The sequence below is a fragment of the Neisseria weaveri genome (assembly GCF_900638685.1).
In the GTDB taxonomy this organism is placed as follows: Bacteria; Pseudomonadota; Gammaproteobacteria; order Burkholderiales; family Neisseriaceae; genus Neisseria; species Neisseria weaveri.
Genome location: NZ_LR134533.1, coordinates 1,544,058 through 1,558,782, shown reverse-complemented (window position 1 = coordinate 1,558,782; position 14,725 = coordinate 1,544,058). Strand labels below are relative to the sequence as shown.

At 48.9% G+C, this 14,725-nt stretch carries 16 protein-coding genes; 11 read left to right on the top strand and 5 right to left on the bottom strand.

The annotated features are described in order from the left end of the window. Nucleotides 1-12 precede the first annotated feature (12 nt). On the bottom strand, nt 13-1,449 hold the full coding sequence (gene ccoN, locus EL309_RS07590) for a cytochrome-c oxidase, cbb3-type subunit I (protein ID WP_004283848.1): 1,437 nt from the start codon (nt 1,447-1,449) through the stop codon (nt 13-15). Between the two features lie 319 nt (nt 1,450-1,768). On the opposite strand from ccoN, the gene EL309_RS07585 reads away from it, so the two are divergent. Both EL309_RS07585 and EL309_RS07580 read left to right on the top strand, forming a co-directional pair. Next, nucleotides 1,769-3,544 carry a M61 family metallopeptidase gene (locus EL309_RS07585; RefSeq protein ID WP_004283849.1) on the top strand — a complete coding sequence of 592 codons (1,776 nt, stop codon included), beginning with the start codon at nt 1,769-1,771 and terminating at the stop codon, nt 3,542-3,544. Nucleotides 3,545-3,687: 143 nt separating this feature from the next. Beyond that, nucleotides 3,688-4,107 (top strand): TIGR01244 family sulfur transferase, encoded by a 420-nt coding sequence (locus EL309_RS07580; protein ID WP_004283850.1) that lies wholly within the window; start codon nt 3,688-3,690, stop codon nt 4,105-4,107. A 145-nt stretch (nt 4,108-4,252) separates the two neighbouring features. On the opposite strand, the gene bamE is transcribed toward EL309_RS07580, so the two are convergent. From bamE to EL309_RS07565, 3 genes are all read right to left on the bottom strand, one after another. After that, nucleotides 4,253-4,672, bottom strand: coding sequence for an outer membrane protein assembly factor BamE (gene bamE / locus EL309_RS07575; RefSeq protein ID WP_231987927.1), 420 nt, complete (start codon nt 4,670-4,672; stop codon nt 4,253-4,255). A gap of 181 nt (nt 4,673-4,853) precedes the next feature. Then, the gene (locus tag EL309_RS07570; protein ID WP_004283852.1) at nt 4,854-5,732 is read right to left on the bottom strand and encodes a prephenate dehydrogenase; all 879 of its coding nucleotides are present in this window, start codon (nt 5,730-5,732) and stop codon (nt 4,854-4,856) included. Between the two features lie 42 nt (nt 5,733-5,774). After that, nucleotides 5,775-6,566, bottom strand: a complete 792-nt coding sequence (locus EL309_RS07565) for a 3'-5' exonuclease (protein WP_036494898.1) — start codon at nt 6,564-6,566, stop codon at nt 5,775-5,777. 278 nt (nt 6,567-6,844) lie between these two features. On the opposite strand from EL309_RS07565, the gene EL309_RS07560 reads away from it, so the two are divergent. From EL309_RS07560 to EL309_RS07520, 9 genes are all read left to right on the top strand, one after another. After that, complete coding sequence (locus EL309_RS07560) at nt 6,845-7,606, top strand: DsbC family protein (protein ID WP_040669799.1); 762 nt, start codon at nt 6,845-6,847, stop codon at nt 7,604-7,606. Nucleotides 7,607-7,707: 101 nt separating this feature from the next. Beyond that, a complete protein-coding gene (locus tag EL309_RS07555; RefSeq protein ID WP_004283857.1) occupies nt 7,708-8,031 on the top strand; it encodes a histidine triad nucleotide-binding protein in 324 nt (107 codons plus the stop codon). Nucleotides 8,032-8,079: 48 nt separating this feature from the next. Continuing rightward, nucleotides 8,080-8,280 (top strand): Sec-independent protein translocase subunit TatA, encoded by a 201-nt coding sequence (gene tatA / locus EL309_RS07550; RefSeq protein WP_004283859.1) that lies wholly within the window; start codon nt 8,080-8,082, stop codon nt 8,278-8,280. Nucleotides 8,281-8,283: 3 nt separating this feature from the next. Further along, complete coding sequence (gene tatB / locus EL309_RS07545) at nt 8,284-8,829, top strand: Sec-independent protein translocase protein TatB (RefSeq protein ID WP_004283861.1); 546 nt, start codon at nt 8,284-8,286, stop codon at nt 8,827-8,829. 7 nt (nt 8,830-8,836) lie between these two features. After that, nucleotides 8,837-9,571, top strand: coding sequence for a twin-arginine translocase subunit TatC (gene tatC, locus EL309_RS07540; protein ID WP_004283863.1), 735 nt, complete (start codon nt 8,837-8,839; stop codon nt 9,569-9,571). Between the two features lie 260 nt (nt 9,572-9,831). Then, nucleotides 9,832-10,197: a DUF2069 domain-containing protein gene (locus tag EL309_RS07535; RefSeq protein WP_004283866.1), complete on the top strand. Its 366-nt coding sequence runs from the start codon at nt 9,832-9,834 to the stop codon at nt 10,195-10,197. After that, nucleotides 10,190-11,995, top strand: coding sequence for a Wzy polymerase domain-containing protein (locus tag EL309_RS07530; protein WP_004283868.1), 1,806 nt, complete (start codon nt 10,190-10,192; stop codon nt 11,993-11,995). The genes EL309_RS07535 and EL309_RS07530 overlap by 8 nt, the downstream gene beginning before the upstream one ends. Before the next feature lie 173 nt (nt 11,996-12,168). Further along, nucleotides 12,169-12,846, top strand: a complete 678-nt coding sequence (locus EL309_RS07525; RefSeq protein ID WP_004283870.1) for a response regulator transcription factor — start codon at nt 12,169-12,171, stop codon at nt 12,844-12,846. A 17-nt stretch (nt 12,847-12,863) separates the two neighbouring features. Beyond that, nucleotides 12,864-14,240: a sensor histidine kinase gene (locus EL309_RS07520; protein ID WP_040669801.1), complete on the top strand. Its 1,377-nt coding sequence runs from the start codon at nt 12,864-12,866 to the stop codon at nt 14,238-14,240. A gap of 144 nt (nt 14,241-14,384) precedes the next feature. Here the strand turns inward: EL309_RS07520 and EL309_RS07515 are convergent, their stop codons facing one another. Then, a complete protein-coding gene (locus EL309_RS07515) occupies nt 14,385-14,708 on the bottom strand; it encodes a phosphoribosyl-ATP diphosphatase (protein WP_004283876.1) in 324 nt (107 codons plus the stop codon). Nucleotides 14,709-14,725: the final 17 nt, after the last annotated feature.

Genomic DNA, 14,725 nt, shown 5'->3' with positions numbered 1-14,725 from the left:
GTCTTTCTTATATTAGTGGTGTTGAGTTTGCGAAACAGCAGGAATTTCAGCATCCACCGGTTTGCCGCCGACAGCTGTACGGTAAACGTTATAAGCCATAATTACCATACCGCTCAAATACAGCACACCACCTGCGAAACGGATCATATAGAAAGGCATACTGCGTTTTACTGACTCAACGAAAGAGTAGGTTAAAGTACCGTCATCATTCAGAGCGCCCCACATCAGACCCTGCATCACACCTGAAATCCACATTGACGCGATATAAAGAACCACACCGATTGTAGCAATCCAGAAATGCGCTTCAACCAACTTGACACTGTGCATTTCTTTTTGCCCGAACAAGCGCGGAATCAGATAATAAATCGCACCGATGGTAACGAAACCTACCCAACCCAAAGCACCCGAGTGTACGTGACCCACGGTCCAGTCGGTATAGTGGCTTAACGCGTTAACCGATTTGATAGACATCATCGGACCTTCGAATGTAGACATACCGTAGAAAGACAATGAAACCACCAGGAATTTCAAAATAGGATCGGTACGTAATTTATGCCACGCTCCTGACAAAGTCATAATACCGTTAATCATACCGCCCCAAGAAGGTGCAAACAGAATTAACGACAGAACCATACCCAAAGACTGAGTCCAGTCAGGCAAAGCGGTATAGTGCAGGTGGTGAGGACCGGCCCACATATAAGTGAAGATCAATGCCCAGAAGTGAACCACAGACAAACGGTATGAGTAAACCGGACGGCCTGCTTGTTTAGGAACGAAGTAATACATCATACCCAAGAAAGCAGCAGTCAAGAAGAAACCCACCGCGTTATGACCGTACCACCACTGAACCATCGCATCAATCGCACCCGAATAAATCGGATAAGACTTCATAAAGCCGGCAGGAATGCTCAGGTTATTAACAATGTGCAGCAAGGCAACAGCCAAAATAAACGCACCATAGAACCAGTTGGCCACATAGATATGTTTGATCTTGCGGGTGGCGATGGTACCGAAGAATACGATGGCATAAGCAACCCATACCAAGGTAATCAGGATATCGATCGGCCATTCCAATTCCGCATACTCCTTACCTTGGGTATAACCCAAAGGCAGGGTAATTGCAGCCAAAACGATAACGGCCTGCCAGCCCCAGAAAGTAAATGCCGGAAGGAAATTACCGCCGAACAGACGCACATTACATGTACGCTGAACAACATAATAAGATGTGGCAAACAGACCGCAACCACCGAAAGCGAAAATAACCGCGTTGGTGTGTAACGGACGCAGACGGCCGAAGTGAAACCACGGGCCGATGTCGGTTAAGTCTAAAGCAGGGGCAAACAGTTGGGCGGCGATAATCACGCCAACCAACATACCTACAATACCCCAAACTACAGTCATGATGGCGAACTGCCGCACCACTTTGTAGTTATAAGTTTGCGTTTCCATGAAGGTCTCCATAAAACATGGCAATTAATATTGATCGGTTTGCTTTAGCTTTCTGATTCAAACTAAAGAGACACCCGATTTTTCTTAATTTAACACCGCTGCCGTCATTTCAGACATGCAAAGCGGAAGTTTAACTGGTACATTTTAAATCAAAACCTTTGCCATACCAAGCCAAATCGGTGTAAAACCATAACTTCGCAAAGGAAAACTACGATTTACCTTTGTATCTCGCTAGCTTAAGGGCTGCAACTTTTTTGCTTATTGATACAAGTCAAACTGTTTGGACTATCTAAACATTTTTTAACAATTCGGATTTTCTATGCTTTACTACACCGTCTCTCCCAACCCCAATAAACACCAGTGGGAAATCTGCTTAACGCTTCGCCAAGAAAAAGCCTTATCTTTAGAATTCAGTTTGCCGAACTGGGTTCCCGGCAGTTATCTGATTCGTGATTTTTCACGGCACATTATCGAAATCAACGCTTGGTGTAACGACCGTCAAACGAGCTTAATCCAAACGAGCAAAAATACTTGGAAAACCCCGCCTTTGGCCGGAGAGTGGCGCATTTGCTACACTGTTTACGCTTTTGACTTGTCTGTACGCGGCGCATTTCTTACAACCGAACGTGGTTTTTTCGACGGTGCCTGCCTGTTTCTGAAAGCATCGGGATTTGAACACTTTCCGCACCAGGTTTCCCTGCAAAACCTGCCGCACGGCTGGAAAGTAGCCACTACCCTGCCCCGCATCGGATCCGATACACATCATAATTTCCAGACGGCCTCTTATGCCGAATTGATCGATCACCCAGTTGAAACCGGCAATATTGAAATCCTGCACTTCTCGGCAAACAACATTCCGCACCGTATTGCCTTGAGCGGCCATTATGCCGACTTTGACAGAACCCGTTTTATCGACGATATCCGAAAGATCTGCCAAGCAGAATTGGCAATGTTTCCCGAACCGGCGCCGTTCGAAGAATATCTGTTTCTCCTGCACGTCGGCGACAATATCTACGGCGGTCTTGAGCACATCAGCAGTACCGCCCTGCTTGCCGACCGCAATTGCCTGCCTTTGCACAACACTCCGGATAATGACGAAAACTACGTCCAACTTCTCGGCCTGTGTTCACACGAGTATTTCCACGCTTGGAATGTGAAATCCGTCAAACCGGAAGCATTCGCCCCTTACGACCTTGATCAAGAGTGCTACACCGAACAATTATGGGCTTTTGAAGGCATCACTTCCTATTACGACGATTTATTCCTGGTGCGCAGCGGCGTCATTACTCCCGAAACCTATTTAAATCTCTTAGCCAAAAACCTGACCCGGGTACAGCAGGGCAAAGGCCGTCTGAAACAGACGTTGGCAGAATCCAGCTTCACCGCTTGGAACAAATACTACAAACAAAATGAAAACAGTCCCAACAGCATTGTCAGCTACTATCAAAAAGGCGCGCTGGCCGCTTTATGCCTAGACTTGATTATTCGTGAAAAAAGCAATGGTTTATTCAGTTTAGACACGGTTATGCAACAACACTACCGCGACTGGCAGGCAACCCGTAAAGGCATTCCGGAAAAACAATGGCAACAACGCTGCCAAGAAATCACCGGCTTGGATTTAAATGAATTTTTTCAGACGGCCTTATATTCAACCCATGATCTGCCGCTGACCCAATGTCTCTCTTACGCAGGTATCGATTTACAATGGCACGCCCTGACGCGCAGCCACGGCGGTGCATACGTTTGCCGGATTGAACCGCAAAACTCTGCCGGAGATTTCGGCGCAAGATTCAAACAAAATTCAGACGGCATCACGCTTAGCCACGTTTTTCATGACGGCAGCGCAGAGCGGGCAGGGTTGTGTACCAACGACAAAATCATCGCCCTCAACCGTTTTGCCTGCACCGACTTTACCGCACAATGGTCGAAACTCAATATCGGCGACACCGTTCACATACATTTCTTCCGCGACGGCGTGCTGCATGAAACAGAACTGACCATACAAGCAGCAGAAGCCGATACCGCACTGCTGCAAACCGAAAACCCGGATAAATTGGCCGACTGGCTGTTTAACCGAAATATTCAGACGGCCTAAATAACCGCATTTCCCATAATAAAGCCGTAAGCAACAATAAAATCTGCTTACGGCAAACGGAACACCTTGCTCTCAAATCCAAGCAAGATTACATTACTACAATATTTTGCAACCATTTTTCAATCACAGAAAAGGAAACCCCCATGTCTCTCTGCCGATTAAGCGAAAAACTGTATATTTCCTCCCAAATCAGCGACGAAACCATTCAAGAAGCCGCCAAAGCCGGCATCACTACCGTTATCTGCAACCGTCCGGACGGTGAGGAAGAAACCCAACCTGTCGCACAAGCCATCCAAGCCAAATTAGCAGAAGCCGGCATTCCCGACTTCCATCACTTGCCCGTTGTCGCCCCCAATATCACTGCAGATGACAGTGCCGCTTTTTCGGCTTTACTGGAACAATCCCCCGGCCCTGTCTTGGCCTATTGCCGAACCGGCACGCGCAGCTCTATATTATGGGCCATCAGCCAAGCCAAACAAGGGCGCGGCGCCGATGAGATCATCGCGGAAGTCAAAGAAAAAACCGGCTTGGATTTAAGCAATTTCGCCGCCAAATTGGTTTAAACGCCGACAGCATCCGATTCACCGACTATCGGTTAATACAGAAAATCAGGATTTACCGAAAGCAAAGCTGATTGCCAACGGATTAAAACAAATCCAAAACAAAGGCCGTCTGAAATTTTCAGACGGCCTTTTCAACATCATTCATTCAATGCTTGCAGTGCGCATTACCGACCGGCTCCCAAAACAGCCCGTCCACCCTACCCGACCGCTTATCAAACACCACCTTATACTGGCATTGCTGCATGGTACCGCCAAACATATAGCGGTAAAGATAATTCCATTCCGACAGCGAAGTATGGCTTTGCGTCCGCGGCGAACCCAATATATTGCGCACTTCCGGCATCGACAAACCCGGTTTCATCCGGCTCAGGCTCTGCCAATCGGGCAACCTGCCGGAATTCGGCGATTTAACCGTTTCCCAACGCAAAGGGTATTTCGCCCGATAAACCGGCTGTTTGTACACCACCGAAAACGCTTTCGTGCCCACACTCCTGACGGGACGAACCGTTTTCGGCTGAACCGTTACCGCCTTTGGCGGCTTTAAACGGGCCGGACGCTTATCCATCCCCTTAACATTCTTAAATACAACCGGCTTTTGCGAAACACAAGCCGCCAACCCCAAAAATAGCGTTAAAACAATAAAACTTCTCATACAACTTTCATTGCCGGAAACGCAGCCGATTGACAGCCGCGCCTGAACAGCATTTTCCCAAAAATGTGTTTATGTTTATTTAATTACGGTTTGTTTAAACCTGATCCAACCAATCATCACGCGTTTGCTTGGCTTTGAAAAAATAACGGTGCATTGCCTTGCCGTCGCCGTTTTCCAACATGGTTTTCAAATTTTGCAGCTGCGCCTGCTGCCCTTCTATCAATTGTAAAAGACTGTGTTTGTTTGCCATACAGATGTCCGTCCAAATATCCGGATGGCTCGAAGCTATACGGCTGAAATCCCGAAAGCCCGAAGCGGCAAACGCCAAATACTTCTGCCCGTCCTCATGATCGGCAATCTGATGGACATAAGCATAAGCCAACAAATGCGGCATATGCGATACCGCTGCAAAGACGGCATCATGCTCTTGTGCGGACATATAAAAAATATCGGCACCGACTGCCTGCCATAAGGATTCGATCAGCTTGAGGCCGTCTGAACATTCGGCACCGTGCGGACAAATCACCAGTTTCTTACCTTCATACAAACCGAACTGAGCCGCCAACGCACCGCTTCTGTCCGAACCGGCAATCGGATGTGCCGCCACACAACGGGAAAAATGTGCAGGCAGGTATACCTGAAAAGCGGCAATCGCAGACTGCTTCGTACTGCCGACATCCGACACCCACGTTTCTTTATCCAAAATTCCCGACAACGCCGTGCAAATTGCAGGCAAAGTAGATACCGGCGTAGCAATCAAAACCAAATCCGCTCCGGCGACACTTTCGCGGCAAATACGGTCAAACGCTTCGTCAATCACACGACGTTCCAAAGCGCGGTCGAGGTTATCCCGGTTCAAATCCACGCCGACCACACGGCGCACCTTTCCCCTACGCTTCAAATCCAAGACAAAAGAGCCGCCGATCAGCCCGACGCCGATAAGGGTAATCTGATTCAACGGAACACCATTCATACACACTCAATTCTCAACCGACAACACCCGAAGACGGCTTTATCATTTCCAAGCCGCAAGAAATTCCTGCCAATGTACCGCAGTTTCAAAAGTTTTCAGATAAGTTTTCACCCGTCTGATTTCCTGCTCGTATTCATCCGCATCCAAAGCACCGCTCATCAAACGGAAACGCAGATACATCAAATAGGTATTTACCGCATCTGTTTCGCAATAATCCCGTATTTCTTTCAGACGGCCTGCATGATAGGCTTCCCACACCTGACTGCCGTCCATACCCAATTTTCCGGGAAAACCGCACAACTTGGCCATATCGTCCAACGGCACATTGGCGCGCGGCTGATACAGTGCCAGCAAATCCATCAAATCACAATGCCGCGCATGATAGCGGCTGATGTAGTTATTCCACTTGAAATCACGGCTGTCGCCGAAGTCCCCTTCGCCCATATCCCAATAACGCGCCGCAGAAATTCCGTAAATCAGCGAACGGTAATGCAAAACCGGCAAGTCGAATCCGCCGCCGTTCCAGCTGACCAGCTGAGGCGTGTGTTTCTCAATCAAATCAAAAAACTTGGCAATCACCGTTTCTTCCGAATCGCCTTGCTCACCAATGGTACCGACGTGGATTTTATCCGCTCCCCAACGCATGCAGCAGGAAACCGCCACCACCTGATGCAGATGGTGCTGCATAAAATCACTGCCCGTCTGCGCGCGCCGCTTCTGCTGCGCAAACGCCACCACTTCCGCATCCGACACCGTATCCGGCAAATCAAACAATACGCGGATTCCTTTTACATCGGGAACCGTCTCGATATCAAAAGCTAAAATAGGCGTCATCATCATGCTCCGTAAACATAGGGCAAACAAGCGGTGGGACACAATACGGCAATGCAGTCCGGCAAGCTGCCACACAGTTTCAGCAAACCGCACACGCACCAAACCCTGCCTTATGCCGAACTTTACACCAAGCAGCCCGAACTGTTCTACTTTTATTCAACTCCAAGGCCGTCTGAAAATATCCGGCCACATCCGAATTTACCGCAAACCGAAAGATATTTGATACAATCCGTTTGCACCTGTTTTCACATAACCATTTAATATATTAATATAAAATCATGAAAATCAAATTTCTCAACACCTTACTGTTTTTAGCGCTGACTCCGTTAATCGCATGCAGCCAACCCAGTTCCGCCGCACAACACACCCCTACCGACAGTAACACTTCAACCGAACTGACAGCCAAGCTGGAAAAAGTCTATGCTGAGCAAAATTTGAAAGTATTAAGCGTACACAATAGCCCGATTAACGGCCTGTATGAAGTAACCGTCAGCGGCAACCAAATCGTTTATGTCGATGCCAAAGCAGAACACATGCTGGTTGGCGACCTGATTCACATCCAAAGCCGCGAAAGCCTGACCGACAAACGCGTTGCCGAACTCAACCGCATCGATTTCTCCAGCCTGCCTTTAGACAAAGCCATCAAAGAAGTACGCGGCAACGGCAAGCTCAAAGTCGCCGTATTCTCCGACCCCGACTGCCCTTACTGCAAACGTCTGGAGGGTGAATTTGCCAAAATGACCGACATCACCATTTACAGCTTCATGATGCCGATTGCCAGCCTGCATCCGGACGGCCTGCGCAAAGCCGTACAAATCTGGTGCCAACCCGACCGCACCACCGCCTGGATCGAATGGATGCGCAAAGGCAAGATGCCGAAGCAAACCGGCGAATGCGACCATCCGGTTGAAGAAACCGTTTCTTTGGGCGAGCAGCTGGGCTTCCACGGCACGCCGACTTTAGTCTTCCCCAACGGCAGAACCCAAGGCGGATACAGCCCGCTGCCGCAGCTGAAACAAACCATCGAAAAAAACCAATAACCTTATAAGAAAACAAAAGCCGTTATTTTTCAGACGGCCTCCGCCACCGGAAGGCCGTCTGAAAATACAGCCGAACGAAACCACCTTTTCCGGAGCTTATCATGACCGACTGCATCTTCTGCAAAATCGTTTCCAAAGACATCCCGGCAAGTATCGTTTACGAAGATGACGATATGGTATGTTTCAAAGACATCAACCCGTCGGCACCCGTACACCTACTGCTGATTCCCAAAACCCACTTCGATTCACTGGCACACGCCAAACCCGAACACGAAGCCTTATTGGGCAAAATGATGATGAAAGTTCCGCAAATCGCCGCAGACAACGGCTTGGCCAACGGCTTCAAAACACAAATCAACACAGGCAAGGGCGGCGGTCAGGAAGTATTCCACCTGCACATCCACATCTTAGGCCGTCCCGCATAAATACGCCGCACAAACGGTTTACTCAATCACCGAAAGGACATCTCAACCATGGGCAGCTTCTCAATTTGGCACTGGATTATCGTACTGGTTATCGTCGTACTCGTTTTCGGCACAAAAAAACTGCGTAACGTAGGCAAAGACTTAGGAGGTGCCGTGCACGACTTCAAGCAAGGCCTGAACGAAGGCAGCGAAGCCGGCAAGAAAGATGAAATCATCGAACACAAAAAAGACGAAGACAAAACGGTTTAACCCATGTTTGACTTCGGCTTCAGCGAACTTCTGCTCATCGGCGCCATCGCCCTGGTCGTACTCGGCCCGGAAAGGCTGCCCAAAGCCGCACGCATGGCAGGCAGCCTTTTAGGGCGCGCCCAAAACCTGATCAGCGGCATCAAACAAGAACTCAACGCCCAAATCCAAATGGACGAATTGCGGCAAGCCAAGCAGGAGTTTGAATCGGCGGCAGGCAGCCTGAAAAACGAAATCAACCATATCGGCGCGGAAACCCAAAGCCATCTGAATGAAATTTCAGACGGCCTCAAAGTTCCGGCTTGGGAACGCGTACCCGAGATGAGGACACCGGCCGATTTCGGATTGGACGAAAACGGTCATCCGCTGCCGGATTTCACCCACAACAACGGTGAAACCGAATCATCATTCTTCGATGCCGGCTATGCCGCACCAACAGTCGGCAGCCGCAGCTTCAATACCGCATCCATCCACAAACAGGCCATACAGCGCAAACGCGATATGCGTCCGCGCTACCGGCCGAAACCGCATTTGCGCGCACGCAGGAAGTGAGCCGACGGTGACCGATCCGACCCAAACAACCCAACCGCTTATCGAGCACCTCATCGAGCTGCGCCGCCGCACCATGTGGATTGCCGGCGGTATCTTATTAAGCTTCCTCGGCCTGATGCCGTTTGCCCAAGAGCTCTATTCCTTTGTGGCCAAACCGCTGATGTCGTCTCTGCCGGCCAACACCAGCATGATTGCAACCGATGTCATTGCACCATTTTTCGTACCCGTTAAAGTTACCCTGATGGTGGCATTCCTGCTCTCGCTGCCGCACACGCTTTATCAGGTTTGGGCTTTTATTGCCCCCGCGCTCTACCAAAACGAAAAACGCCTGATTACGCCTTTGCTGCTGTCAAGCCTGCTGCTGTTTGCCGCTGGTATGGCATTTGCCTACTTTTTGGTCTTCCCCGTTATTTTCCAGTTTTTGGCGGGCGTTACCCCTGCCGGCGTCAATATGGCTACCGACATCGACAAATACCTTTCTTTTGTTTTAGGCATGTTTGTCGCATTCGGCATGACTTTCGAAGTGCCCATCGTTGTGGTTTTACTTAACCGGATGGGCATTGTCTCCCGTGCGCAGCTGCAGGCGGCAAGGCCTTATGTGATTGTCGGTGCTTTCGTGGTGGCAGCCATTGTGACGCCGCCCGATGTCATCTCGCAAATCCTTCTGGCCGTGCCCTTGATTCTGCTTTATGAAGCAGGCTTGTGGTTTTGCCGTTTTATCCGGCCTTCGTCCGACCGGTAAAATCCGTAAGTTTTGCGGCAAACACTTTAAGCCGATATTGAAGCTGTTCACGCTTTGAAACGGAAATCGAAAACATCGAAGCAGCCTTCATGCAAGGTTGGATCATCAACAACACAGTATCATGAGGCCGTCTGAAATTTTCAGGCGGCCTCATTGGTTTTTAAGGTAAAATGCCCGACATATTTTTACTGTTTTTCAAAGCATTTTTTCCAAAGGCCGTCTGAAAATTTCAGACGGCCTCAATCCCGGCCGATTAAACGATGAATACCTATTCCGCCCGAAAACACTGGTCGCACGCCGCTGCTATTTTCAGCCTGATTTCCCTCATTGCCGTCAGCGTGGCTTGGGAGCTTTGGATCGCACCGTTGCGACCCGGCGGCTCATGGCTGGCCTTAAAAGCTTTGCCTTTGTGCCTGCCTTTAGCCGGCATCCTGAAAGGCAAAATCTATACCTTCCAATACAGCAGTCTGCTGATTTTATTTTACTTTGCCGAAGCGGTCGTACGTTTGTTTGACGCGGAAACGGCCAGCCGCCTCTGCGCCGGCGCGGCCACACTCTCCGCCACCGTATTTTTTATCTCTTGCCTGGCCTACATCAAAACACACAAGAAAGAAAACAATGTTTGATGCCCAAACTTTTCAGCACCGTTTATTTTCCAAAGCACTCCTGCCGCTCTGGTTTTGCTTTCTTTGGATCTGCGCCCTGCCGTTTCTGATGATTTACCGCGTCGGCCCTCTTTCCAGTTTTTATATCGAGGCAGTTTCCCTCAGCGGCATATTGCTGTTTCTGCTGCTTTCCTCGCTGTCAGGCCGTCTGAAAAACCGATTGCCTGCCGCATTTTTCTATTTCATGCTGTTGGCCGCATTTTGGTGGATTCAAGCCCGTGTCATGGATTTAACCTATCCGGGTATAAGCGATATGGCGGCCTGGTCATTCCTGATCATCGCTTTGGGCGCATGGGCATGCCGCAGTTGGATTGAAGATTTCGGCCACGAAACCGTAGTTTCCGTTTTCGCTTCGGCTTTGCTTATCGGGGCGGTGTTGCAGGCTGCGGTCGCAATTATGCAGTTTACCGGTTGGGCTTCTGCCGACTTTCTACACGGCATTGTCTCTTACAAAGGCTTGCGTGAAGTCAACGGCCAATTGGGACAAAGAAACCATCTCGGTCATTACCTGATGTGGGGCATCATGGCCGCCACTTATTTGTGGAATATCCGTCGCCTTCCGACTGCGGTCGGTATCGCTCTGATTGCCTATCTTGCTTTGGCACTCGGTTTTGTCAATTCCCGCACTATTTTCGCCTACTTAATCGGCATCGGTCTGCTGCTGCCGTTTTGGCGGTTGCTGTCGGGCAAGTCCGGCAACCGTACTGTTCTTACGTCTTTATTCGCCTTATCGCTGGTTTTCGTTATACAGCTGGGAATCGGCACGCTGATCGATTGGTTTTCCGAAACCCAATATCAAACCGCTTTAGCTCGTGCAGACAGCTCCGCTTTCAGCGGTTCCGTGCGCGACATAGAAGGCAGAAAAGCCTGGTCTCTGTTTATGAATGCACCGCTGTGGGGACACGGCTGGGGCAGCTACGCGCTGCAGGGATTCATTCTGCACGGGGAAAGCGGCGGTTTTACCAACAACCTGCTCAATGTTTTGTTTACCCACTGCCACAACCTAATCTTGCAATTACTGGCAGAAATGGGATTGGCAGGTACGCTTGTTGTTGGTCTCGGATTTCTCGTTGCCATTAGAAAACTCCTGATGCGTCCCGCACATCCTGCAGCTTTCTTCCTGTTGGCAGCCATGACGGTAACTTTGTGCCACAGCATGCTTGAATACCCTTTGTGGTATGTCTATTTCTTATCCGTCTTCGGCCTAATGATCGCGCTCTCTCCTTCAAATAACCACAGTTCTTGGGCTGTTGCCAAAACACACTATGCAGGAGCCATCGTTTCGGTCGTATTACTGACCGGACTTGCCAACCTTACCCATACCTATTCGCAACTTACCGAATATAGCAGCCGCCCCAAAAGCGACACACCGGCCGACATTGCCCTCAAAATACACGGCCTTAACCATATTGCCGAAAACGAGCCTCTCTTGCGCTACTACGCACAACTGGCACTCACCCGCCGTGCCGAACCCAGTCAAGAAACCATTCAACCTTGGGCACAGCAAGCGGCTTTGGAAGCGTTGACTTTCCGTCCGTATGCCAATGCCTATCAAGTCGGCCTTTATCAATACCGAAACCGCCAACACCAAGAAGCCGAAGCCTGGTTGGAAAAAATGTATTTGTATTACCCCTACACCATGCCGTTTTACACTTCTAAAATACGCAGCAATCCCGAATTACACCCCTTGCTGTCCCAAATCGAAAAAACCTGCAAACAATTTAATGTTTTAAGACCCAACAGCAAACCGTGCTTATAGGCAGAGGCCGTCTGAAATGTAAAAACGCAGACAAACAATGCAAAAAAGCGCAAAAGCCTTAGAAAACAAACTATCAACAAAACATATTTGCATGTTAAGATTAGGAACATATCGCATTTAAAATGCCATGCAAATATCAATATTAATCAATCAGTCACAATAAAGGATAGACCATGAGTCGAGTATTACTGGTAGATGATGACGCTTTATTGACCGAACTATTGTCAGAATACCTGACGGCCGAAGGCCTCAACGTACACAGCGTACCCGACGGCGAAGCCGGCGTTCATGAAATTTTATCCGGTCAATACGATGTTGTCGTATTAGACTCCATGATGCCGAAAATGAACGGACTGGAAGTGCTGAAACACATCCGCACACAAAGCACGATTCCCGTAATCATGTTGACTGCCAAAGGTGACGATATCGACCGCATTATCGGCTTGGAAATGGGTGCCGACGACTACGTTCCAAAACCTTGCACGCCGCGCGAATTATTGGCACGCATCAACGCAATCTTGCGCCGTGCTCACAAAACAGGCGAACAACCGGGCAATGCCAACAGCTTGTCTGTCAGCAATGTTTCTCTCTACCCTGCCAAACGCCAAGCCACCATCGGCGACCAGCCTTTGGAATTGACCAGTACCGAATTCAATTTATTGGAAGTATTGATGCGCCATGCCGGACAAGTCGTGAGCAAAGAAACCCTGTCTGTAGAAGCTTTAGATAGAAAACTGGCAAAATTCGACCGCAGCATCGACGTGCATATCTCCAGTATCCGTCACAAATTAGGCGACGCCTCATTGATTCAAACCGTACGCGGCTTGGGTTACCTGTTCGTCAAAAACTGATTTCAGGAACAGCATAAATGAAACTGTTCCAACGCATTTTCGCCACGTTTTGCGCAGTAATCATCTGCTCGATATTCGTGGCGAGTTTTTCTTTCTGGTTAGTACAAAATACCATTGCTGAAAACCATTTCCAGCAACAGCGTACCATTGAAACCACCCTGCTCGACAGCTTGGCTTCCGCTTTCTCCGCACAGGGCGGACAAGGCACATTGGATATCCTGAACCGATGGAAAAACAATCCCGTTACCCACAACATCTACGTCATCTCCGGTGATGAAAAACGCGACCTGCTGAATCGGAAAGTAAACCAAAAACTCATCGAATCAGCACGCCAATTCGCTATGGAACATCCGGAATCTCCTTTGGTGCGCATGGAATATAACCGCTGGGGCGAGGAGTATCTGTTTTTCATCAAAGGTTGGGACAACCAGCAAATCCAACGTCCGCCCAGTCCGCTATATATCCCCGGCCTGCAACTGGCACCGATCTGGCATGAATTTATCATCTTAAGCTTTATTATTTTAGTGGGTTTGTTATTGGCCTATATTTTGGCCAACAACATTACCAAACCCATCCGTATTCTCGATCGCGGTATGAACCTGCTGGCAGCAGGCGAATTAAATACCCGTATTTCCCACCAAATGGACGATAGGGACGACGAACTTTCCAATTTGGCGCAACAGTTCGACAAAATGGCTCAGCAATTGGAAAAACTGGTTGCACGGGAGCGCCATCTGCTCCATCACGTTTCCCACGAAATGCGCTCCCCTTTAGCCAGGATTCAGGCAATTTTGGGGCTGATTCAAGCACAGCCGCAAAAACAGGAGCAATATTTAAAACGCTTGGAAGGCGAATTGACGCGTATGGACAATTTGGTCGGCGAACTTCTCACCCTATCCCGACTGGAAACTTCAAATCTGCCGCTGGAAAAAGAAAATCTGGTATTGATCCCCTTTCTCCAACATTTGGTTGAAGACTGCCAAAGCGTTGCACAACAAAACCAGCAAACCATTAATTTGGTCATGGAAAAAATCCCACAAGATGCAAAACTGCTGGCAAATGAAAGTTATCTCTACCGCGCCATCGACAACGTGATCCGTAACGCTATGTCTTACAGTCCACAAGGCAGTACCATACAGATCAAACTGCACCAGGATTACCGTAACTGGTTAATCGACATTACCGATAACGGTCCCGGTGTTAACGAAATGCAGCTGCCGCATATTTTTACGGCTTTCTTCCGGGCCGACAGCGGCGCAAACAAGCCCGGTACCGGCTTGGGCTTAGCACTCACCAAACACATTGTCGAACAACACGCCGGTAAGATTATCGCTGAAAACATCAAACCCAACGGTTTGAAAATGCGGTTTATCCTGCCGAAAAAACAAAAATAACTGCTGCAGCTTATAAAAAACAAGTCAGGCTTTTTCAGACGGCCTGACTTGTTTTTATCTTCAACCCAAATAAAAAACAGCTTAACAGTTCCCTAATGCCTTAAACCAACATAAAAACAGTTAATCTGCTATATCCCATTTACCTTATTCTGCGCTTCTCGAAGCCTTTTCCACCAGCCCCGACAAACCCTGCCTGCGCGCCAGTTCGTTTAACACCTCTTCAACGCGCAAGCCGTGATGCGCCAGCAACACCTGCGTGTGAAACCACAAATCCGCCACTTCGTAAACCAGATGTTCTCCGCCGCCGTCTTTGGAAGCCATCAGCACTTCTCCCGCTTCTTCAATCACTTTTTTCAGGATTTTATCTTCGCCTTTGTGCAGAAGCTGAGCCACATAAGACGTTTCCGGATCTTGGCCTTTGCGGGAATCGATCACGTTTTGGATTTGGGTTAAAACTTGGTCGGTCATAGTTAGTATTCTCTTGA